General features: G+C 42.3%; 15 protein-coding genes and 2 pseudogenes. 1 reads left to right on the top strand and 16 read right to left on the bottom strand.

Going from position 1 to position 23817, the window contains the following annotated elements; translation table 11 throughout:
* Positions 1-34 precede the first annotated feature (34 nt).
* The 8 genes and pseudogenes from MHB54_RS26645 to MHB54_RS26605 all read right to left on the bottom strand — a co-directional run bounded on the left by MHB54_RS26645 (position 35) and on the right by MHB54_RS26605 (position 13842).
* Complete coding sequence (locus MHB54_RS26645; RefSeq protein WP_264453747.1) at positions 35-8674, bottom strand: non-ribosomal peptide synthetase/type I polyketide synthase; 8640 nt, start codon at positions 8672-8674, stop codon at positions 35-37.
* Complete coding sequence (ectB, locus tag MHB54_RS26640; protein WP_025719505.1) at positions 8667-9947, bottom strand: diaminobutyrate--2-oxoglutarate transaminase; 1281 nt, start codon at positions 9945-9947, stop codon at positions 8667-8669. The genes MHB54_RS26645 and ectB overlap by 8 nt, the downstream gene beginning before the upstream one ends.
* A gap of 215 nt (positions 9948-10162) precedes the next feature.
* The gene (locus MHB54_RS28805; RefSeq protein ID WP_023988776.1) at positions 10163-10810 is read right to left on the bottom strand and encodes a carbohydrate-binding protein; all 648 of its coding nucleotides are present in this window, start codon (positions 10808-10810) and stop codon (positions 10163-10165) included.
* A gap of 293 nt (positions 10811-11103) precedes the next feature.
* The gene (locus tag MHB54_RS26625; protein WP_091002023.1) at positions 11104-12060 is read right to left on the bottom strand and encodes an MFS transporter; all 957 of its coding nucleotides are present in this window, start codon (positions 12058-12060) and stop codon (positions 11104-11106) included.
* A 12-nt stretch (positions 12061-12072) separates the two neighbouring features.
* The gene (locus MHB54_RS26620) at positions 12073-12210 is read right to left on the bottom strand and encodes a hypothetical protein (RefSeq protein ID WP_340982057.1); all 138 of its coding nucleotides are present in this window, start codon (positions 12208-12210) and stop codon (positions 12073-12075) included.
* Positions 12211-12222: 12 nt separating this feature from the next.
* The gene (locus MHB54_RS26615) at positions 12223-12573 is read right to left on the bottom strand and encodes an MFS transporter (protein WP_340982056.1); all 351 of its coding nucleotides are present in this window, start codon (positions 12571-12573) and stop codon (positions 12223-12225) included.
* A gap of 72 nt (positions 12574-12645) precedes the next feature.
* Positions 12646-12999: pseudogene (locus tag MHB54_RS26610) on the bottom strand (isochorismatase family protein); the annotation flags it as partial.
* A gap of 372 nt (positions 13000-13371) precedes the next feature.
* Positions 13372-13842 (bottom strand): Wadjet anti-phage system protein JetD domain-containing protein, encoded by a 471-nt coding sequence (locus MHB54_RS26605; protein WP_023988778.1) that lies wholly within the window; start codon positions 13840-13842, stop codon positions 13372-13374.
* Between the two features lie 139 nt (positions 13843-13981).
* On the opposite strand from MHB54_RS26605, the pseudogene MHB54_RS26600 reads away from it, so the two are divergent.
* A pseudogene (locus tag MHB54_RS26600) lies at positions 13982-14315 on the top strand (transposase); the annotation flags it as partial.
* Here the strand turns inward: MHB54_RS26600 and MHB54_RS26595 are convergent.
* From MHB54_RS26595 to MHB54_RS26560, 8 genes are all read right to left on the bottom strand, one after another.
* On the bottom strand, positions 14315-14758 hold the full coding sequence (locus MHB54_RS26595; RefSeq protein WP_023988780.1) for a hypothetical protein: 444 nt from the start codon (positions 14756-14758) through the stop codon (positions 14315-14317). The pseudogene MHB54_RS26600 and the gene MHB54_RS26595 overlap by 1 nt on opposite strands.
* 1 nt (position 14759) lies before the next feature.
* A complete protein-coding gene (locus MHB54_RS26590) occupies positions 14760-17135 on the bottom strand; it encodes a site-specific integrase (RefSeq protein ID WP_053325490.1) in 2376 nt (791 codons plus the stop codon).
* Between the two features lie 25 nt (positions 17136-17160).
* Positions 17161-19209 carry a hypothetical protein gene (locus MHB54_RS26585; protein ID WP_264453746.1) on the bottom strand — a complete coding sequence of 683 codons (2049 nt, stop codon included), beginning with the start codon at positions 19207-19209 and terminating at the stop codon, positions 17161-17163.
* A complete protein-coding gene (locus MHB54_RS26580; RefSeq protein ID WP_039274859.1) occupies positions 19206-20837 on the bottom strand; it encodes a tyrosine-type recombinase/integrase in 1632 nt (543 codons plus the stop codon). The genes MHB54_RS26585 and MHB54_RS26580 overlap by 4 nt, the downstream gene beginning before the upstream one ends.
* A 180-nt stretch (positions 20838-21017) precedes the next feature.
* Positions 21018-21221, bottom strand: coding sequence for a hypothetical protein (locus MHB54_RS26575; RefSeq protein ID WP_160790617.1), 204 nt, complete (start codon positions 21219-21221; stop codon positions 21018-21020).
* 282 nt (positions 21222-21503) lie between these two features.
* Entirely contained in the window at positions 21504-21656 is a 153-nt protein-coding gene (locus tag MHB54_RS26570) for a hypothetical protein (protein WP_155613677.1), read from the bottom strand.
* Positions 21657-21828: 172 nt separating this feature from the next.
* Positions 21829-23133 carry a hypothetical protein gene (locus tag MHB54_RS26565; RefSeq protein ID WP_155613678.1) on the bottom strand — a complete coding sequence of 435 codons (1305 nt, stop codon included), beginning with the start codon at positions 23131-23133 and terminating at the stop codon, positions 21829-21831.
* A 59-nt stretch (positions 23134-23192) separates the two neighbouring features.
* On the bottom strand, positions 23193-23777 hold the full coding sequence (locus MHB54_RS26560) for a hypothetical protein (RefSeq protein ID WP_053325494.1): 585 nt from the start codon (positions 23775-23777) through the stop codon (positions 23193-23195).
* Between the last annotated feature and the right edge of the window lie 40 nt (positions 23778-23817).

Genomic DNA, 23817 nt, shown 5'->3' with positions numbered 1-23817 from the left:
CCCTCTTCTCTATTTCATCTCTTTTAATTCCTATTTATAGATTTTCAATCATGCTTAAAATTTCTTCGATTTCCACTGTATCGTTAAGTCTATTTTTAATACTTTTTGCTATTGCCGAAATTGTAGGACCCATAAACACTTCTTTTAATGCAAATTCTATGTCAAATTCTTTATGAACCCTTGATACAAGATTGGTTGCCTTTAATGAGTCTCCTCCTAATTCAAAGAAGTTATCATTTACTCCAATCTTCTGGACTCCAAGGATTTGGCTCCATATCAGTACAAGCTTCTCCTCAATTTCACCGAATGGTGCAGCATAGTCTACCCCTGTATTAATATTTCCATCAGGGGCAGGCAGGGCATTTCTATCTACCTTGCCATTCGCTGATAAAGGCAGTTTTTCCAACTGTACAAAATATGAAGGGATCATGTAGTCTGGCAGATCTTTGGAGAGATACTCCCTTAATTCCGGTATTGTCAATTCACTTTCTCCAACTATATATGCACAGATGTACTTGTTCCCTTGGGGGTCTTCCCTTGTTGCTGCCACAACTTCTTTTATTGAAGAATGTTTTAGAAGCTGAGCTTCTATTTCTCCAAGCTCTATTCGGTATCCGCGGATCTTAACCTGATGGTCTATTCTGCCCAGGAATTCGATATTCCCGTCAGGCAGCCATCTTCCCAGGTCTCCTGTTTTGTACAGCCTTATCCCCTTTTCTTCTCTGAAAGGATCTTCAAGGAATACATGGGCTGTTTTTTCAGGGTCATTTAAATAACCCCTTCCTACACCTGTTCCAGAGACGCAGATCTCTCCTTTTACTCCGATAGGGCACAGGTTCATGTTTTTATCTGTTATATATAGATTCATATTTTGTATAGGCTTGCCTACAGGAATGTTCTCTCCTTCATGAGCAGCTTCCATAGTATATAGAGTAATATCGTCCGCTGCCTCTGCAGGTCCGTAGGCATTAACTACTTTAGTATTTGGACATAGGTCAAACCATTTCCTTACTATGCCGGATTTTACGGTTTCTCCCGTTATCAGCAAGTAATGAAGTTTTTCCGGTTTATTCCCTGTATTTTCCACATACTCAAGCATTAAAGCAAGGTATGAAGGTACCACCTCAAGGACCGTTATGCCATCTTCTATGATCCGATTCGTAAACCTTGCAACATCCTTTACTATTTCATCTGGATAGATGATAATTTGAGCTCCTATGGTTAGGGCTGCAAAGAACTGCCATACAGATACATCAAAGTATTGAGGCGAGTTCTGGGATATTATGCTGTTGTTAGTTATACAAAGTTCCTTTATTTCCGCATGGATGTGGTTTATCATGCCAAGATGCTCTATCATAGCTCCCTTTGGTACACCAGTTGAACCAGATGTATATATAACATAGGCCAAACTATTTATGTCTATATCTAGATCTAGGTTTTCGCCACTTTCAGCCTCAATCTCTTTTTCACACTGGTCAAGGTATATAATTCGGCCTTTATAGTTCTCACTAAGCTGCTGGGTCACATAATCTGATAAGGTCAACACATAGGCAGCTTTAGATTCCTTAAATATATCAAGCACCCTTTGTGTAGGGTATTTTGGATTTACAGGTATGTAAGCCCCCCCTGCTTTCCATATACCAAGTACCGATTCTACAAATAAGGGTCCCCTCTCCAGCATGACAACTACGGCTTCTTCTCTACCAGTGCCAGCCTTTAGCATGTACCTTGCTATCCTGTTTGCCCTTTGGTTGATCTGGCCATATGTAAATCTACGGCCTTCATACGCTACTGCTATATTGTCTGGACGTACTTTCGTCTGCTGCTCAAACAGGTGGTGTACCGTCAGGTGATGTTCAAATTCAACCTTCGTATCGTTAAAGCCGTATATTATTCGCTCCTTTTCTTCTTGGGATAACATATTGATTTCTGATAGTTTTTTTTCAGGGTTTGAGGTTATCTCTTCAAGGATATTAAAGTAATGCTGAACAAGCCTTTCTACCGTCTCCTTCTTAAACAGACGTGTAGCATATTCCATCCATAATATTATATTATGACCATCTGGTATCAACTGGAATGTTAGGTCAAATTTTGATGTTTTACTTTCAACCGGATATTTGGAATACTTTAATTCACCACGATGTTCCATAATATGCTCATCAGAAGGAACAATATTAAACATAACAGTAAATAAAGGATTTCTGCTTGAATCTCTCTTTACGTTAAGTTTTGTCACAAACTGATCAAACCTGTATTCCTGATTTTCATATGCTTCTAAGGAGCTTTCTTTTACTTCTTCCAAGAACTCAGTAAAGGCCTTATTTCCCTCTGGGAAATTCCTTAATGCCAGGGTATTTATAAACATCCCCAGTATTCTTTCAGTATCAAAATGAGTTCTTGCCGCTATAGGAGTACCAATAATTATGTCTTCCTGTCCTGAGTATTTATACATTAGTGTATTTAATGCCGCAAGAAGTATCATATACACGGTGGCTCCTGTTTGGGAGGAAAGTACATTTAATTTATCCATCAAATGACTGTCTAAATCAAATAGCAACCTATTTCCTTCAAAGCTTTGAAGGACAGGCCTAGGATAATCTGTAGGCATATCAAGGATAGGAATTTCACCCTTGAACCTATTAAGCCAGTATTCTTCCTGCTTTTTGTAAACCTCAGTGCTAAACAAGCCATTCTGCCACTGGGCAAAATCCTTATATTGCACCTCCATTGCCGGAAGGCTTTCACCACTTAATATAGAAACTATTTCATCAAAAGTCCTGATTATTGAAGTTCCATCCGAGACTATATGATGTACATCAAGCAAAAGTATTTGCCTGCTAGCATGGATTTCTATAAGACCTACTCTTATTAAGGGTGCTTTGCTTAAATCGAACGGTCTTACAAATTCATCGATTATTTTCTCTACTCCGTCTTCCTCAGACTCAAAATATTCTATAGTAAAATCAACTTCATCTTGTATCCTTTGCACAAGCTCCCCATCAATCATCTCAAAGGATGTCCTAAATGCTTCATGCCTTTGTATCAATGTTTTTAATGCTTCCCCAAGGGCAACCCTTTCAATCCCACCTTCAAATAAAATTCCCACAGGTATGTTATACCCAATGTTGTTACCCTCAAGATTATTAATGATATACATCATCTTTTGTGCAGATGAGGTTTCATAGTACTCTTTTTCAGAAACTTTAGGTATTCTTCCAAGCTCAGCCTTACCCATATTTAGGGAATCCTGTTCTGAAATCTTTCCCGATTCGTATAGCTTTGATATCATTTGCTCGGAAAGATCGTATATGCTGGAACCCTTAAGAAGTTCTACTATGGAAACAGGTGTTTTAAAGGCAACCTCCATCCTGTTTTTTATTTCGGTGGCCATTAATGAATCCATCCCAAAAACAGTTAGTGGTTGTTTGGTACTTAGATCCTCAGGATTATAACGCAAAACCTTCGCTACTATTGTTTTAATATGCATTTCAACGATATTCTGCCTGCTCTGTATTGGAGATGAAATAATATCCTCCAGGATACCAACATCCACCTTTGATTTATTTATATTCTCTTGTTGTCCTGACTCATCTTGCAAAAGAGTTTTAAGCACATGTGGAGAACTCATGGGTGAGAACCATTTTTCCCCAAACGTTTGCCACGAGAGTATAGGTAGAACCACAGACTGTGCAACAGCTTCTCCAACAAGGTGCTCCATAGCCCTAATTCCCTTTTCTACCGTTACAGATTCTATGGATTTTTGTATATAATACTCCGGATCACGTTCCATAAACCTTGCAGCCATTCCAACCTCTGACCATGGTCCCCAATTGATACTCAGTGCAGGAAGTCCTCTCGATAAACGGTAATGTGCAAGTGAGTCCAAAAAGGCATTCCCAGTTGCATATGCTCCCTGGCCTGGTGAACCAAATACAGAAGCAACTGAAGAAAATAAAATAAAGAAGTCAATAGGCCGTCCCTCTGTCATACGGTGAAGGTTCCATGCACCATTTACCTTAGGCGAAAGGACCCTATAAAAAGTCTCATCTTTACTAACCTCAAGAAATTGATCATCCGTAATACCAGCAGAATGTACAACACCTCGAATAGGAGGCCTTTCTTCCTTATCAAAATCTTTAAAAAATCCAGCAAGCTTTTCCTCATCAGTTACATCCACTGATCCAATATATACTGTTGCCCCCTGGGACTCCAGCTTACGAACAAACTCAATCCTCTCTGCAAGGCTGCTGCCTGGCTCTACATTGTTCCATTCAGAACGTTTTGGAAATTCTCCGCGTCCAAGCAGTACCAGATGTCTTGCTCCCTTGGCAACCATCCACTGGGCTGTAATCATACCTATGCCACCAAAAGCACCTGTAATAACATAACTTCCATCGGGGCGAAGATGTACGGGTACTTGATGCTGCATATCAATCCGCAGTTTATCGATTCTTGCTGCAAGTCTATTCCCATTACGGAAAGCAATTTGGTTCTCTCCATTACCTAAGACTTCTTTTAACAGCATTTCCATTTCACCCGCATTGGCCTCTATGTCAAGGTCTACAAGGCCTCCCCAATTTGAAGGCAACTCATGGTAACCTATGACGGTGCCAAGGCCCCATACCAACGACTGTAAGAATGCAGAATTTGGAGTAGCCCTGTTGATCATTTGGGCTCCTCTTGTAATAACCCACAGCTTAAAATTTAATCCCAGATTTGTGGTTGCTTGTACCAGGTGTTTTAATACAAACAGGTTTTCAAAACAAGCTTTTTCTATAGCTGTATTACTAACTTCCTGGATCTCAAGGATATTGAGGCTCCACATATATACAATACCTGTTAGCTTCGTTTTAATTTTTGAGAATTCATCAAACAACGCTCTAAGATCCTCAATGCTTCGAGGGTTTATATATATCTCACGCTCTTCATACTGCCAACCAAAATTCTCACCAGGATATACCATAAAGCATTCTTCTCCCCTTTTTTCAAGGAGATTTGCCAGTTCTTTTCCTGCTGCTTTATGATCCACAAAAATAAGCCATGCTCCAGAGTTAGCAGCAGCTGTGCGGGTATCAACTTCTTCACTTTTTAGAAGCTCCCAGTTTATCTCATAAAGATAATCCTTAACTCTTCCAGCATCAGACCCTCCACTATTTCCAAGTTCCTTAGTTCTTATGCCCAGTATTTCGGCGATTAGATTTCCGTCCTCACTATATAGACGGATGTTGGCGTTCAAATTATTATCTTTCCTATCTACCATCTGCGTATGACAAAGCATGACAGGCTCCGGCCTTCCATAAAGCTGCACCCTGTCTATTCCTACAGGTAGGAATGATTGGCCTTCGTTATTTTCATCTTCATTAAGTGGTGCAACTGCCGCAATGGTAACCTGGAAACAGGCGTCCAATACCGCCGGGTGAAGACCGTAGATAGAGCTATCAATCTCCAGTATTTTAGGGATCTCGATCCTGCCAAGAGCTTCGTTATCACCTTTCCATATCTTGTCTATACCTTGGAAATAAGGACCATAATGGAAACCCATTTGATAGAAGGTTTTATAACATACTTCTTTTCCGTATTCTTTGGTACAATTGCCAAGTATTTGAATCAACTCATCTTTAGCAGTGATCTTTATGTTTTGCCGTTTTCTTATTGTGCCGGATGCATTGCATGTCCAAGTCTTATCTTGTCCCGGTATCCTGCTTGAAATCTCGAATTTTGCGGTTTTTGGATCCAAAACCACCTGCACCACAGGTGATACTCCTTGATTTAAAAATAAAGCATTTTCAAACTTTATATCTTCAACTGTATAAAAACCCTCTCCAAAATAGCTTCTGGCACAAGCCATTCCCAGCTCTACATACCCTGCTCCGGGGAAAACTTCTATACCTTGTATTTTATGATCAGAAAGATACGTCATATAGGTAGTATTAAGTTCAATCTCCCATATAGGGCTGGAAGTTTTCAAACGGCGTCCTAAAAACTTGTGCTTATTTTTTCCCTGCCTAAATTCACTTGATTCCTGCGTTTCCATCCAGTATTTATCCCATTGCCATGGATAAAGAGGGAGACTTACAAACTCACCTTGGTACCGGTAAATCTTGTTCCAATCTATAGGGTATCCCAGTGCATATAGATTCCCTAAGTTCTCCAGTATTGAAACCTGTTCGTTTTCATTTCTTTTTATAGAGAACAACTTCTTACCTTCAACGTTTTTAGCTGACAGACAATCAGAAATAGAAGCTGCTAAAACAGGGTGAGGGCCCACCTCAATAAATAAGTTATAATTCAACGAAATCATTTCATACATTGCTGCTTCAAAACGTACCGGCTCTCTTACATTTTTATACCAGTAATGTCCATCACACTCTGTACCCGTCAGCATTTTCCCTGTAACCGTGGAATATATCGGTATCCCGGCAGGCTGGGACTTTATTCCTTTTAATGCCTCCAATAGCTCCTGCTCATATGGTTCCATTTGGTAACTGTGATACGCTACATTGACCTTTAAAAGCCGCGCAAAAACCCCCTTATCCTGCAACTGTTTTTGGATCTGCTCAAGGGCATCAGGATCACCTGACAAAGTTACCGAATTTGGGCTATTGATTGCTGCCATTGAAACACCTTTTATGTTCTCATCCAGCAGGGCCACAACTTCTTTTTCTGGTAAACCTACCGCCAGCATTGTGCCCTTGTTTACTGCTTTTTGCTGTGCACGGCTTCTGTGAATACTTACCAACATGGCATCTTCAAGGCTGTAAATTCCTGCAACATATGTAGAAGCCACTTCTCCAACACTGTGTCCTACCACCGCACGGGGTATAATACCCAAGGATTTCCATACTTCAGTCAAACCCACCTGAACAGCAAAATTGGCAGGTTGAGCAAACTGGGGCTGGTCCAGACGTGAATTCTCCTCATCGGCGAGAAGTTCCTCCAGTAGAGACCATCCAGCATACTGACGTGTAAGTTTATCGCATTTTTCTATCATATTTCTAAACACAGGGTCTTTTTCAAGGAGCTGTCTGCCCATAGCCCACCATATGGGCCCCATACCTGTATATACAAAAACAGCTTTATTGTACTTTCCTGCCTCAACATTTCCCGCAGACATCCCCTGGCGTGCTTGTCCTTTAATATACGCTTCCAGGTTTCCTGCAAGTTCTTCCTTTGAAGATGCCGAAACCGCTAGTCTATAGTCATGATGGGTGCGCTTTTTGCTCATCATGCTTCCAATATCATATAAAGAAATACTTTCTCCACTTCCATTAATAAAATCAACATACTTTTGCGCATAGTTTTTTAGCGCCTTTTCTGAGCGCGCAGATATGGGAATCATATATGGCCATCCGGTATTTACATTAACTTCAGGAGTACCCTCTTTTTGGAGATCTGTAGCTTCCTCCAAGAGGATATGGGCATTTGTTCCTCCAAAACCGAATGAATTTATGCCAACCAATGCGGGTTGCGGCAAAGGCTCCAGGGTCTGAGGAATTCGTATACATAAATCGTCAAAGGGAATTTTAGGGTTTGGATTCTTAAAGTGCAGATGTGGAGGTATTTGCTTATGCTTTATGATTAGTGAAGCTTTTATCAGTGCGGCAACTCCTGCAGCGGCCTCAAGGTGGGCAATGTTTGTCTTAACAGATCCGACAATACACTTTTTATCTTTTGGCCTGTCTGTTGAAACCACTCGTGCTATTGCATTAGCCTCAATAGGGTCTCCAACCGGAGTGCCGGTGCCGTGAGCTTCAATATATGTTATATCTGAAGGTGATATTCCTGCCTTTTTGTATACCTCCTTCATTAAGTTTTCCTGAGCCTGCCCGTTTGGAACAGTAATCCCGTCTGTGTGGCCGTCCTGGTTTACACCCGATCCACTTATTACGGCATAAATCCTATCTCCGTCTTCGATAGCATCTGACAGGCGTTTTAAAACCACAACGCCGGCTCCTTCTCCTCTTGCATAACCGTTTGCACTGGAATCGAAAGTTTTGCACCGTCCATCGGGAGATAAAAAACCACCCTTACTTTCCGCTATGGTATACTCAGGTGTAGCTATAACACTTACTCCGCCTGCTATTGCGAGATTACATTCATTATTCAATAAACTCCCGCATGCAAGGTGTGTTGCAACCAAAGAGCCCGAACACGCTGTATCTACAGACAAACTTGGACCTCTGAAATCATATATATATGAAATCCTGTTGGACAACATTGTCATCATCATACCCGTTGCCGAATGTGTATCTAAACTTTCAACCGATTCGTTTTTAAATTGTATTGCTTGATAGTCAAGGGTGAAGCCCGCTACAAAGACACCGGTATTGGTTCCTGCTAGCTTGGCCGGATCCAAGCCTCCATCTTCCATTGCTTCCCATGATGTCTCCAGCATCAGTCTTTGCTGTGGATCAAGAAAGGCCGCTTCCCTTGGAGAAATACCAAAAAACAAAGGGTCAAACTCATCTATTTTATCTAAAAATCCACCATGACAGGTGTAATGCTTGCCTGGCTTTGATTTGTCAGGATCATAAAACTTTTCTAAATCCCAGCGGCCTTCGGGTAAATCGGAAGTCATATCTTTTCCCGCAGTCAATGCTTCCCAGAACTCCTCAGGCCCCCTTATTCCTCCTGGCAAACGGCATCCTATTCCTATAATGGCGATTTTATCCATAACTTTCGACCTCCAATACTTTATTTATATTCTCTTGAATAGCTTGTCTGATAATTGAACAACCCTGCTGCAAAAGTTCAAGCTCGATGGTTAACGGAGGCATAAGTTTTATAACACTGTCTTTTCTTCCTGCGCTTTCGATGATTAAACCGTTTTGGTAACATTCCTCTACTACTTTTTGCGTGATTCGCTCATCCTCCACATTGGAAAAATCAATACCCCAAATCAAACCTGCACCCCGAATGGTCAGGCCCTTATGTAATGACAAAATCTGCTTGGTTAAATATTCTCTTACAAATGCTTCCTTATATTTCACAGACTGTTCCAAATTATTCATTTCCCAATATTCCAACGCAGCTGTAGCTCCAATGAAAGCAAGCTGGTTTCCCCGGAACGTACCGTTATGCTCACCAGGCTTCCAGACATCAAGTTCCGGTTTCATCAGCAGAATAGACATGGGAAGGCCATACCCGCTGATTGACTTGGAAAGCAGTACAATATCAGGGATCATCCCGGCACGTTCAAATGAAAAGAACGGTCCGGTGCGTCCGCAGCCAACCTGAATGTCATCGCAAATCAGTAGAATACCGTGTCTGTCGCTAAGTTCCCTCAGCCTGAGCATCCATTCGGGTGAAGCTATATTTACGCCGCCTTCCGCCTGAATGGTTTCAAATATAATAGCCGCCGGTTTTTCGATTCCCGAGTGACCGTCGTTTAGAACGGCTTCCATGTATTCAATAGTATCGAATGAGTCAATTGGACTCTCGGAGTATGGGAAAAAGGTAACATCGGATAATGCTATGCCGGAGGAAGATCTTTTCTGAATGTTGCTGGTAACAGCCAGACTCCCCAGCGACATTCCGTGAAATCCTCCCATAAACGCAAATATACCAGTCCGTTTAGTGATCTTTCGGGCAAGCTTCAGCGATGCTTCTACAGCGTTTGTACCTGTAGGCCCGCAAAATTGAATTTTATAGTTTAACTTTCGGGGTTCCAATATGATCTGCGAGAATTTTTCGATAAATTCACGTTTCGCTTTTGTGTACATATCAAGCCCATGAGTAATACTGTCCGATTCAAGATAAGCGAGTATCTTTTGTTTGATGTATTCGTTGTTATGTCCATAATTTAAAGCTCCTGCTCCTGCAAAAAAATCAACAAATTTCTTTCCGGATTCTGAATAAATCAGTGCACCTTTAGCCCGGTCAAACACATCGTAGAAGTTTCTACAATATGCTCTTACGTTGGATTCATACTGCTCAAAAATTTCCATACTCATAATTCCTCCCTTAAACTGAAGTTAGTGTTTAAACACTAACTTCAGTTTATTTTTCCGGCCCAATCCACATCCATGTTCTCTCCCGGCTTGTGGTGGATGTGCATCGTTGCCTTTGTCCTCCCCCGCCCACTCCCGGTATTACTTACAAAACTGGGTGTACATGTACGGTAGGATTGTAAAACCTGCAAGGGTGGAAAATAAATAACATCTTAGTTCTTACCGCCATAGCCCTTATAAGTAGCGTAAACTGCATCTGCATATTGATTGGCCAGAATAGGACGGCCATAAGAGTCTGTAGCTCCCGGATACCAGTTATCTCCTCCGTTATAGTGTAATAAGCCATTATATATGTTGCCGAATCTAGTAATCTTTTCATTTAAAATCAGTCCGCCCAAGCATACCTGATCTTGTTCACTGCCGTGATTATAAGCACGGCCAAATTTTGAGCTGAATTGAGATAAATAAGCATTACGTGTGTTTGGTTCTACCTGCATCAATCCGTCGCCGGCTGATGGACTGCCTGGTAAGCCTGCTCCAAAGCTGCTTTCCTTTTTGATCACAGCACTCAGCAATAAAGCAAAATCTCCGCCTTTACCGAATTTATCGCCCGCATTCATTGTGTATGTCCATATGTGGCTTGGAACTTCGGAAGGCTTTGTTACTGAAGGACCTGTTGGTGGCGTTGTTGGCGGTGTTGTAGGTGGCGTAGTTCCGCTGCCGCCTTTCTTCCATAAAGCAGGAACATTGGATGGTTCCCAGCCTACAAGGGAAGTATGTGCCTGAAGACAGGTATAAGTACTTCCACTATATGTTACTGTATCATTTACCGCATATGCAGTATTTGGACGTTCATACAATATTTATACCATAACGAACATTGTTCGTAAAGAACAATGTTCGTTATGTGTTAGAACACCTACATGTTCTAACTTTAGAACTCTCATCTTTTTCGCGCCTCCAAAAGGCGGAATTTAGGAGAAGAGGATATCTTGTTGTCGTGTGAAAGTATATCGCAACGCTCCACTACCCGCCGGATATATATCGCTAGCTCCAGAAGTTTGGGCTTACCGGACGCGCTGGGGTTATGGCGGCAGCCGCAGGACCGATCGATGAGGATCGGACGGATTGACGCGGCATCAATGCGTCAAAGTCAAGAGGCCGCTGAAGAGCTTTCGTAAGCTTTTTTCTGTTGCGGACGGAACCACGAGGCAGCAAGAGCGAGTAGAGAAGTCCCTATTAGTGCGATGATGACCCAGCGGTAACCGTGAATGACGAAAGCAAAATCAACGGCAGAAATCACATTGTTCTTTCCGGAATACAGCACGTTCTTCAGGTGGGCTGGCAGCGCTGCGCCGACGATGGTTAAAGAAAGAGCCGTACTCAGCACTTGACCCAAGTTATATAGCATGGACCGCAGTCCATTCGCCACCCCGCGGCTTTGCTCCGGAACGCTTGACATGATCTCCGTCGTATTGGGGGTAAGGAATAAACCGGTCCCGACCCCGATTAACAACATGCCGCAAGCGGTGACCCCGTAAGAGAAATTTCCACCGACCACGAATAGGAGTAGTAGTAGTCCTGCTATAGAAATAAGAATTCCAAGTGAGGCCAGAACTCGAATGGCCGCCTTCTTAGTCAACATGCCAGCAATCGGAGAAATGACCAACATCCCTATCGTAATTGGAAGGATCCTTAGACCGGCATTAAGCGCGTTTTGGTGGAAGGCAAATTGGTAATAGAGAGCGAAGAGCAGAGCAACCGCCGTACGGGCAAAAGAATTAAAGAATGTAGCGATGTTCCCCATACTGAACGTCCAGCTTTCAAAAAGGCTTAAATCTAGTAGAGGTGATGCTGAACGATGCTCATGCCATAAAAATATAGTAGTAAATATGGCGAATATCGCAAAACCTCCGATCACCTGCTTGTCTCCCCAGCCCAGTTCTCCCCCCTTGGATAAAGCAATGATTAGACCCGCTAAAGCGACAAAGATCATGATGCCTCCATATCCGTCCACTTTTTTATGGAGCTGCGCTAGGGGCTTCACCCTTAGAATCCAGAGCCCCCAGATGAGAGCAATGATCCCGAAGGGAACATTAGACCAGAACACCCACCTCCAGCCTCAGGCGGTCGTGACCACGCCGCCGACGACCGGGCCAAGCACCTGCGCGACGGAAGCGGACAATAAATTCAGACCGAGACCGGTGCCCAGCTGCGATTGGGGAAACGCATCGGTAATCAGCGGTGTTGTGTTCGTCACTACGAGCGCTCCTCAGGCAGCCTGTACGATCCGAAGAAGGATTAGTACCTCTACATTAAAAGCATAACCGAGTAGTAAACTGGATACGGTAAAGATGGCCATTCCTATTAAATACATTCGGCTTCTTCCGAAAATATCCGAAATTTGTCCGAAGATTAAAATCAGGATAGTGTTTACCAGCATATAGGAAAGTAAAATCCAGCTGGAAGCTGCCGCATTCGCATGAAATTGCTGGCTTAATTCCGGCAATGCGACATTAAGCGTTCCGATATTGACCAGAACCAGGAACGCTCCGAGACTGGTTACAGATAAGACATACCAGGGGTACATCCTATCGGACTTGGGACTTCTCTTTTGGGTCATAGAGACCAACCTCCTGAAATAAAAAAACGACCCCTGGAACCTGATAAATCCAAGGGCACATCTCCTTTGGGTTCAAACTTCAGCAAAGGCAGAAATGATTTCCTGTGTTGTCCGAACACGCCCGATGCGTGGAAAAATAAAATTTTTCACGTGATCGTGCTCGGCTTGAGAAAACCCGGTCATGGCATCGATCGCCAAAATCAGCTGATACCCATTCATAAACGCTTCCCGCGCGGTCGTATCCACGCCAAGCCCGGTAGCGATGCCGCATAAGACGATGGTGTCGATTCCCCGGCGACGCAACTGCAGGTCGAGCTCCGTTCCGTAAAAAGCTCCCCATTGCTTTTTAGTAATGATGTGGTCTGTTTCGGCGACCCGCATTTCCGGGACGATTTGATCGCTTGCTGTAGCCGGGAACTGAGAATGTAGTCTGCAACTGGCTCTTCATCCCCCATTTAAATAAGCCGCCAAGATACCCAGACGTTACCTTGCTCTACACCAACCTGGTAACAACCTTGTTTCCTTGATCGGCCAGTTACGGATTTACTTGCATTTTTATGGTAAAAATAGAAGGCTCAATTTTGATTTTTGTCCCAGTCCAAGAAAACAACTAATAACAATAAATGAAAAAAGCCGCAAAAGTCGCGGCTATTGTGAAATACACTGTCAATACAAAGTATTACCACGAATCTTATAGAATTCGGCAACAACCAGTGGCTGAAATACAGTTTATAATAGTATAGCTTCTTGCTCTAAACGCTTGCCCGTACACAACATCTCTCGAATTAATCCGTGAAACTAGGAATTATCCGTGTTTTCCAGTAGCTGCTCCAATTTGACTTGATAATCTGCAGTGAAGGTTTCTGCCCAATCCAAATGCTGATGGAAAGTAGTCTTATCCATACGATAGGGTCGTAGTTGTGGAAACACTGATTTTTGCAAATGCCGGAATATTTGGAACCCTCCCCAATCGATGTCGCCCCAAAACTGAACTTCAATCTGAAGACCATTTTTATCAAATTTATCTTGGATTTGCCGAAGAAAAAATCGTTTATCCGGTCCTGGAAAACCTCCAAGATAAACAACAATGATCTTCTTCTCTAACAAATTACCAATTCTCGATAACGATTGGATATATTCATGAAATACAGTTTTATTTCCAATGATAAGAATGCGTTCAGCCCTCAAATCTATCACGCGGCCTGCTTTCATTAATTGCGAGTGAACCGTCACACCAAAGAATAGTCGCTCCGGGAGAGATTCACCCATTTGTAATTCAATTCCGTACAAGGCTTGAAGTAACAATTTAGTTTGGACATAATCTTTACTTCAACTGAGATAAATTTGTCAATACTGACTACTAGATCAAAGTTGGAGGAATAAGCACATGGTGACCTGAAGCGGATTATTGTCAAAACAAGAATTACGTCAATTCGTAAAAGAGCATAATTTTCAATCGGCAGAAGATATTCAATGGACATTAAAGGAATTATTTGCAGATGTACTTCAAGAAGCATTAGAAGCCGAACTGGATACGCATCCCGGTTATGAGAAACATGATGTAAAAACAAACAAACGAGAAACAGCCGCGACGGCTACAACAGTAAGAAAACCGTAACCTCCGAATACGGTGATGTAGAATTTGAACCTGTAGTCGTGAAGAAAAATCAAACGAATGTGACCGGCATTGAGGAGCACATATGTATGCGAAGGGTATCAGTACACGGGACATTCAGGATCATTAGAATAAGTCAATATCTCCGAAACGCTGGCTGATTAATTCTCGGTACTGTCCGTTCTCTATGCGTAATTCGTCCAAAGCATCTTTATACGTACTTATAAGCTGTGTTAAATGAGTAACCTTGGCTTGCAATTCCCGGTGCTCCTGGGCTACAATCTCAGGACTTGTAATCGTTGGTTCTCCTTCAGAGGCCGAGTCTAGGATTAATTGTATTTCCTCATTCAATTTGGTGAACCATTTTTCCAAATATTCCTTATAGGAACCCGTCCACAACATTCGCGAGCTTTTCAATCTGATTCGCGGGCGTTTTGCAATCATATCGTACACATCTGATTTTGAAAGACGCGATAATCGCCCCTTTTTGACATCATTTAAAAGCTTTCTTTTTACTTGTGCACATTCCCATGCCAAGTCGCTGCTACTGAAAGAAACCGGACGAGCCAATTTACTTTACCTCCCCACTTAAAATATAACAAAGCACTTCTGCATTAGTTGGATTAGGCTTCTCTTTAGACTGTTCACGAAAGTATGCCTTTGCTTTCTTAAAGAGCAATGAATGCAGTTTTTTCGCCTCATTTGGCGGCATTTTAAATTTATTTACCCAGAGACTTCTTTCTGTTTTGTTCAACCGTTCCTTTATATCCTCAGCCTTCTGAAAAACCATTTTTCGTTGTCCTGTGGACTTGAAATTTTTCTCTGCATCGAGACAATAGTAATAATGCAACATTTCACGAAATATGTCGGCCTTGTGCGCATCTTCTGTACCCTCATCAGGACTATAATCATCACATGCTCTACAATGCCCGGGTGTATGACCACAGTTTAGCAAGACATGTGCATTACAATTATGCGTATAACCACCTACGTTAACCTCGTGTAACTCATCTTCCAAATCAATAACTTTACCTTGGAAACGTGGTGATTCCTCTATAATTTTCTGGGTTAATTTATATGCTTCATCTAGCTTTTGAGGCGTGACCTCAAACTTAGATGAAATTTCGGTTATCTCATCAATGGCTACATATTCAGTAGACGAAATTCCAGCCCCTTCTGTCTTATCAGCATCCTCCCCTTCCGGTTTCTTTCTCCAAACGCCTTTTTGAAGTAGATGACCAAACTTTGCAACTTCTTCTGCAGGCATTGTTTCCGTATAAGGCTTTTTTGAGGAAGGATGACTATGTCCGGCCTGCCTCTCTAGTAGCTCATCATTGTCTCCTAAGATACGCCGATAAGTAAGATGGAGCGCTCTTAGATTATGGGGTGTGAAATATGGCTTCCTAAGTTCAGGCCATAACTTCGATTGAATGCGAGTTAAAAAATTATACAGTCCGCTAGTTCGTATAGGGCCATCATTATGTTTTGAAGCCAGTAAACGAAGTTCCGTAAGGCCATCCCCACCCCACTCTCTTGGAAAAAATATAGGTTCTGATGGGGCAAAATGAATCAATTCGTTAAACCATCTTGCAGCATCGCTCTTCACTAGAGCGTGATGAACCCATTCATAGCCGTTTCGATCGGGTTGATTGCGAATGGTCTTGGTTTTGTGAAAACGAATCCAGGAATTATCCTGCGAATCTATAAATAAAGCATTCTGAAGCAAATTAACTATTTCATGAGGCCTTGCTGCAGTTGATAACATCAACAGGCAAGCCCGCCTATGACGAAAGTCCATCAGAATGTTCTCGTTAATTAAAGGAGTTTGATCGTTCATTAAGGTCTGCACAAGAATATAAGCTTTGGACATACTAAATACTCGTCCATGATCTTTTGACATAACACGTCTAGGTCTTGGCATAATCCGTTCTATGTTGTATGAAGCATTTGTAGTTCTTATAAGCCACCTAAGCCAATGTCGAAGCGCCACTCGGAAAAACGTCTTATCTTCTTGTCCCTTCATCTGGCCAAAAATCTCTGTGTATACTTCTGATATTGAATTCTCGCTTATGTCAGTAAGACCTTTTGATCGACATTTGATTGCAAAATACCGGATGTACTTGACTATCGCTTTCCAATAATTTATGCTGATAGTTTTTTTACCGTATCTGAAAAGTAAATTTCCTTCATCGTCGTAATAATCATCAGTTATTGAATCATTCACACGTTGCCTCAAGTAAGAAAATGCAAAGGTATAGAGACTCTCCTCAAACGGCGTTTGGGTTGGATATATTCCCGCGGCTATCCAGAGACTTCTTTCCGCTTCATCGCAAGGTATGACCGGTTTATTTTCAATCAAGGAATCTGTTTCTTTAGCTAACATCTTACCTAGGAGGGTTAAACTACTTCTATGATATTTAGCGATCTTACTTGCTTTTGCTAATACAGAGGAAGTAATAATATGATTACCCTCTACCCCTTCCTTAAGGGCGTAACCTGCGAACCATAAGCAAACTACAGTTCGAAGCAAAGGAATCCTTTTCTTTGCCTTTTGTAGTTGTTTTTCGCTATCCATCGGATACAATACCGGATAGTATTTATCGTAAAGCGCATCAAAGTACTCAAAATTCGGTAACTCGGGAAAAGGAAATTTATTGAATTCGGTCTTGGTTGGAAATACGATCTCTAAAGGCAAACTGATCCGTTGTAAAAAGGCAAGCAGTAATACGTAATCTCTTTGGGTGCCGGGTAACTTGAAAAATATTGTGGGTTGTACCAAATCCGTTAAGGAGCTTGATAAAATAGGTTCAACCCGTCCCCAAGTCTCTGCCGATCTGTATTGTTCATACTCCGATCTTGTCAGATGCTCTCTACTCTCGAATTGTCCCTTTCGCCTTACAGTAATGGGTCCAAATCTCAGGGATTGCCAAGCTAATATTTGCGACACGATTTCACCTCTTTCCAATCTAAGCTCAGACTAGTCGACTGATAACCTCTATTTGAATCTGTTCGTCACTATAGCCGAAATGCCGAATCATGTCCCCAAGCAACGCTATTTGCGTAGCTAATCCGGCCGCCTTGGCGTTTTTGGTTGTAAAATCCCGACTGCCTCGCATCATGTTCCACATGTCCTTGGTTAATCTGGCCAAAGTATGAAATGCCTGTGCTGCTTCACTTTTTCGTATGGCGAAATGATGACAGGAAAAACACTTTGCCTCAAAAAGGCAAGCCCCCTGTATTAAACATCTTCCTACACCTGTAGGAGCTGGAAGCCCGAATTTTGCAAAGAATTCATCTAAAGATAGCTCTTCAGATCCCAAAGCTTTTATCAATTCGTCAGGCTCAGTTTGTTCGCTGGCAAGTGCTTCGAAGATTCGCCAAATAAACCGTCCCGCAATCTCACCATCCTGATATTTCTTAATAGTAGCAAATAACAATGCTTGACGGGAGAGATTACTTCGTAAGTATCGATTCAGCATGGTTTGATTTTCATGACCTGCAGCAAGTCGTGCTAACTCACTGTTCCCGGTTTCGATTGCAATGTGAGTTATGAGATAGTGTCTGTAACCATGAGCCTTCCCTTTTTTATCTCCATGTCCAATAAATTCTGCTATCTTGTCAAAAAACCTATATATTTGTCTTTCATTCAAAATCCAGGGATATTTCTCCAATTGAAAAAGATGCACATACGATGCATCCGCTCTTTCGTTCCGTATCGGTCGGAAGGCTTTATCGCTCGATCTTTTCTGTAAAAATTCGACCGCTCTAAGACCTGCAGAATCAATTATAGGAAATTGGCCGTTACGATGTTTAGCTTTCTCAATACCTGAATATGGGCTGTATAATCCTACCGCTGATGGAGCATTAGGCAATGGCAGCATACATTCTTCAGCCTGAAGATTGAGCAGATACGTTTTACGCACCGGTGATGAGGCAATAATTAACCAAAAAGCGCGACATAAAACTTCAACATCATCTTCGGGATGATAATTTTCAATTGCTTCCTTCATGAGCATCGGGAAGTTTGGGTCATCAAAAGCGAGGCCATCACCGGAATATGTTTCTTCTTGGGCCTCACGATGAATTCCAGAATATAAATCACTGGGCCAGTCAACGTATGTTGGAAAAAATGTATGAGAACCTTTCCCCCAATCAAAGAATAACTTTATGTGTAGAAGATTGTTCCCGGTATACTTAGCTGAAAACTCCTCTCCATCGTTATTCTTTGAAATGTAATCAAACAAATCGAGAAAATCTTCATACTCGAGAGATGAAGCATCCGACTCCCCGTGCTGGTCAAGCCATTTGAAAAATTTATGCAAAGCACTGCCCGCTTTACGAATATAATAGTCTAGCGAATTACTTCGTTTTAAATGCTCGCGAAACTCACGTGCGATATCCCCCCACTTTGGATGCTCACAGCAATCGTCAAACAGTATTCTTTGCCTACGTCTTCCTGGTTCATCCGAATATCCAAGCTCAAAAAGAATGTCCTTTAAACACTTGGCGTTATAACGTTTGTCGTTCGGACGCATTACATCCGCTAACGCTATATCTTCTTCCGTGAAATCGCCCAGCGGTTTCATAACACCTAGAAGGTGTATAGATAGTTTGTTGAACAAACCTATACGGTTTGAGTCTTTTTTGCGGATGTGTTCTGCTTCTGAATTTTTGAGGAGGCCCATTTTGACGGGGAAATCCGACAGATTAACACGACCTCTGGTTGACAGGTAACAAACCAAGTCGTTTCGACGATATTGTGCTACTACATCATTTCCCTTGCAAAAACCTGTATGCCAAGCCCAGAAAATGACATACCATAGGTCTCGACTGTCGCGATGCCGAAAGGTTGGTCTCTCTTCAGGCGGTACAGCTAACCAGTTATCCGGGGCCGGAAATGTAGTAAATAATTGAAGGACGGGATTTTTTATAGAAGAAAATACTTGATTCACATGATTCAAACGCAGCGTGTTTTTTGAAAATTTGCGAAATTCCGATAATGGAGTCCATTCTAGTGTCATTCCGAGTCCTCCTCATGCGCGTGGATTCCCTCTGAGATCTCCGCCTGTCGCATAAATACCCTCCCTAAATGATCTACTTTACCTTTTTCTGTGTCATTATTTGACTCAGGTATCCAATGAATATATGTATCGCGCGTAATCACGACAGAAGAATGCCCCAACCACTTGCTGATCTCTTCGATTGGTCTGCGATATCTTAGGAGAAGTGATGTCGCGAATAAGTGTCGGAAGGTGTGTGGATAGTAGGAACGTAGGTCTACGCTTCCCCCAGTTCGTTGAAATAAGTCATCAGCCAAATTATTATACTTACTGTAAACGCCTTTCTTACTTAATGGCTTCCCTTTTGAATTGTTTGACTCTGATACAAATAGATAGCCATGATCTTCACTTGTGTAATAAGACAAAAGTTCCCGCCGCTGAAGAAGTGCCCAATACAGAAGATCAGTGAACTCCTCTTGTGTTGGAAATCGGATATTTTTCCTGCTAAATGGATCAATTGTTTTGTGAGTTATCAACGCCACGTCCCTGCAGGAAGCCTTCGTTTTCCATCCCGTATCAATGACCCAATTCCCCCGCAACCCGCGTTCTTTTACAAACTGCAAGTTCCCGGAAAGAGACTCGGTTAATTCCTCTCTTGCTGTATGATACACGTTTAAGTTGGAAGGAATTGTTGACGGCTCAATTCGAATCTCAGCTGCTTCACCAGGGCGTAATCCAAAGTAACGCAATATCGCAAAGAGAAGAAGATCCAAAGCATTTTCATACGGATCGATCAATTCAAAGAACATGTCTGCTTCGGTCTCACTAAAGACCTTGTCGTGGTTAATGGGAGAGGCTTGCCTGCTCTTCCCTCCTCCAGGTCCTGCAGTACCGGAATCTCGAGCAATATTTTCCACATCAAACACTATCCGCACCCTACTACCCGCAGTACCCGCTATTAATGAATGATTATCTCTTATTTCTTTTCTCGGAACCTGCTCTAATGGCAGGTATTTAAATCTTGTTGTTCTATCACGCAAGAACTTCAGATATGCACATGCAGTATAGATGATCGGAGCAAGTGCACCAGACGGGTACTCACACCAGTTGGTTTTCTTTAAATCGTTATGACTGCTTCGAATTACGGTTGATAGCTTCCCTTCTGCCATTGCATGTTTGTTAAGGGGGATATTCTTTAACATAGACCAATGAATCCCGTGAGTCGCCACCTTTAAATCTTCAAATGGCTTGTAACCTTTTGGAATACATCGAAGGTAATCCGCAAATCCCAGTAATATTACTTCAATAGGATACGGTCCACCTGCTTTTACTTCGATATTATGGATATGTTCAAAATCTTCCTCTAGCCTCCAGAACATCATGTAATCCAAGAACTTTTTCAGATTCTGGGCATGCCCTGTAACCGTATTCATTTTTAGCTTTTCCGTTAATAATAGATTCATTAAAAATGTTGTAGCTTCATGATGAGTACTATGATTTGGTTTAACAATAGCGATCACTTGGGTACCTTCTACTTGATGTATGTAATGTAAACCATCAATGTTAAGGGATTTGTAGTATCGGGCATACCCAACCAATCGCATTGTTTCCCCCATTAGCTGTGCTATGCTCAGAAGCTCTTTATACACACACTCCCCCCCTCTCCCAAGCATTTTTATTCATTCCTCTGTATAAGTTGAGTATAGAGGGACCACCCCCACCTCAATTATGTTTCCATAATTTTCTTTAATTCTACACAATACGTTGCATTCTGACAACAATAATTCACCCCCTATCCATAGATAAGATAAGGGGTTTCGAGATTTACATTATTTACTTCCCATTTCTCCTTCCTCTTCTCCAAGATCATACCCTAATAAATAAAAATGATTTAAAAAAGAATAAAGTTCTTTGCCAGACATCTCTTGATTATTATTGGCTAGCTTCAAATGATACTTTATCACGTTCAACTTTTCTTCACTTTTAGAAGGACTGAAATTGGCTTGGGCTACCTGCCTCTCAAATTCCTCCACATCTTTCGTATGCCGTGCCTGATTCAATAGCCACTGTACATTATGAAAATCTGTTGCATTCAGTGGACCCGTGATTAGTGCAATAATGTCTTTTTCTTTATTAAAAATTTCAGGATTATTAAAATCACTCCACGCTGCTCGAATGACTTCCGAGAATATTTCATCTCCTTGAGTGATTTTAATCCTATGCTTGATCTGACCAAGTAACTTTCGCTTTCTCTTTGAAGCAGACTCTTCTATAAATACAATAAAGTCATCAGTATTAAACCCATCAACTCTTCCTTATAGTTTTATTTCAGTAATAGGCCAAGGAGGAAAACAAGGCGCAACTCCTCCTGTGAGCATTAAAATGACAAAGGAAGCTTGAACGTGGGCCACAAAATGTCCTCCCCCGCCTCCCGTAGAAATCGGATTACTGAGTTGTTTATCCTTCATATTAATTTATCCTCACAGAATACTTTGTTATATAACTTATCAATCTTAACGTAAGTATAAGTCGCAAAACAGTTTTCATCAAATTGCGATTGTTAATCTTAATATTCAATATTTTCTACAAATACCCTGCCATCTCCAAGGATTTCAACACACCTCGAAACCGTTTAATCAATTATTCAAAACGCTCATTCTGATTCTGTTCTCGTGATTGTTCCCATTCACGGACTCTGATAATTTCTTTCTTCAAAATCGGTTCTTTATTTTTAGCCCACTGTGAGACAACTGGATTTTCGTGAATCATAAGGCTTTCTAACAGTGGAAGGCGTTTTACCATTTTATCTGCTAGTGATCCTTCCCATTGATTTGGATGAAAGACATGCATAAATTCTTCTAAAATAACTGAAGGATCAGAATAATGATTGATCAGGAATATTGCTACAGGTGTCCATTGCAATTGATCGGCTACATGCATGTACGGTTCAATAACCGATGCTATTAAAGGATAATGTGCTTTTCCTTTGATGTTACACCATTCAATAAATGTTTCATTGGGGATGCTTCTCAATGGACTCACCATCAATTGTCCACTGAATATCTGTTCGATGTAGTAATCTAATTCGTTATGATCCCCTATAAATACATCCAAAAATACAAACGGGTGGGCCTCAACTAGAGATTTATAAATATAATCAAAGTTGGTGTGAAAAACACGATTATCTGCAATGGCAGTATAGAGTTTTACAGCTAGATGTTTTGCTTTATCAGCGGGCAGAAGGCCCCAACGCTTGAGCGCGACATCCAGGTTTGCGGCAAACGTAGTGTAATCGCCTTCGCCAGCCAAGGGAGCAATCTCATTGAAGACCAGGATCCTGTCGCCCAGCTTCGCTCCGGGCAGTTCTTCATCTGCCTTCGCGGCAAGACGCTCCAGCCGCCCTTCGCCGTTCGCGTGCCGCAGGGCGTCCCGATATGGAGACCAGGCGTAATATACGGCGCGTTTAGCCTGAGAAAGATCGCCATTTTTTACAAATCCGGCGGTAACAGCAACGTCTGCGTCACCGGTATAGGCATCCCCTTGATCCAAGAATACGTTGCGCAGGCTTGTAATGTAAGGGAGATAGGCGTTCGGCATACTGAAAGCTGGCGGCAGGGTCTTCAGATCGTTCTGCGTGAAGACCAGATCCACCCGGTGCTCCGCCGGACGCACGAGGTCCCCGAGAAACAATGCGGCCATAAAACCGAACTGACAGATCAGGGATGGATCGTTGTAAGCATCAAATATGTTGGTAATCTCATCGGCAGGCTGGTCGTTCCAGCTTTCAGACGTATGATAGCAATAAACGATGAGACCATCCCAGTCGTTCAGACAGGCATAGGCTGCCATCGAAATGAACGCCGTGGAGTGGAACGGGTTAACACCATACTCGTTCCACTCGCTCAAGATAAAGGGGTTGCCCGCCACCACTGCCGTGCTGGCCATCGGAAGCATGTTAGTGCGAAGAAACAAGCTGTCCTTATGAACGGTCAATGGATTGGAAGTTACATTACATATTCCCGCATATCTGCCACTTTCGGCTTAGCCTCGTCGAAGGGAGGTATCGGATGGTTGAAGTAGGTATTGTTCTCCATCAAGTCGTCGTCAGCATGGGAATAAACATCCGCAGCGCCGTTTAATAGGTTGCTAGTCACAATGGGTACTTTCGCCCCCAGAGAGCGAACATGGTCAATCATTGTGCCATAATACCGACGGTTAATATAAATGCCGAATTCTGTGAAATCGGCATAGCGTGCGGGGCTCTCTATACCTGTCCATTCACCCATAGGGTTATTCTGAACCTGATAGAAATCTCCCTCCGGGAAAAGCACGGTGCCCTCCTCCGGATCTTCCTCTGTGCCTAGAGCACAGACGCCATTAAATGTCCAGGCATCGGACAGATTCTTCCTTGTATCATATTTGGCAAGCAGGTACCGGTTAAAGCGGCGTTGCAACTCCTGTCGGTACGGTACGATGCCCTTCGTATCCTTTATATCTTCCGTGCCCTTAAAGACCGAATCCTCATTATTGATCTGAATGGTTATAACCGCCGGATCGTCGATTAGGGCTAAGCCAGTGTAAGGATTCACGTGGCAGAGGAGCTTCGTTGCATATTCCTTCTGAAGTTGA

The organism is Paenibacillus sp. FSL M7-0802 (genome assembly GCF_038004945.1).
Lineage (GTDB): Bacteria > Bacillota > Bacilli > Paenibacillales > Paenibacillaceae > Paenibacillus > Paenibacillus polymyxa_B.
Note: the sequence above shows the minus strand (reverse complement) of the source record. Positions and strands in the feature narration are given on the sequence as shown.

Coding starts and splice junctions, on each gene's coding strand:
- MHB54_RS26585 (WP_264453746.1), bottom strand. CDS start 19,209: ATGACACTAGAATGGACTCCATTATCGGAATTTCGCAAATTTTCAAAA.
- MHB54_RS26565 (WP_155613678.1), bottom strand. CDS start 23,133: ATGGCCAGCACGGCAGTGGTGGCGGGCAACCCCTTTATCTTGAGCGAG.
- MHB54_RS26645 (WP_264453747.1), bottom strand. CDS start 8,674: ATGGATAAAATCGCCATTATAGGAATAGGATGCCGTTTGCCAGGAGGA.
- ectB (WP_025719505.1), bottom strand. CDS start 9,947: ATGGAAATTTTTGAGCAGTATGAATCCAACGTAAGAGCATATTGTAGA.
- MHB54_RS26570 (WP_155613677.1), bottom strand. CDS start 21,656: ATGAAGGATAAACAACTCAGTAATCCGATTTCTACGGGAGGCGGGGGA.
- MHB54_RS26605 (WP_023988778.1), bottom strand. CDS start 13,842: ATGGGTGAATCTCTCCCGGAGCGACTATTCTTTGGTGTGACGGTTCAC.
- MHB54_RS26615 (WP_340982056.1), bottom strand. CDS start 12,573: ATGACCCAAAAGAGAAGTCCCAAGTCCGATAGGATGTACCCCTGGTAT.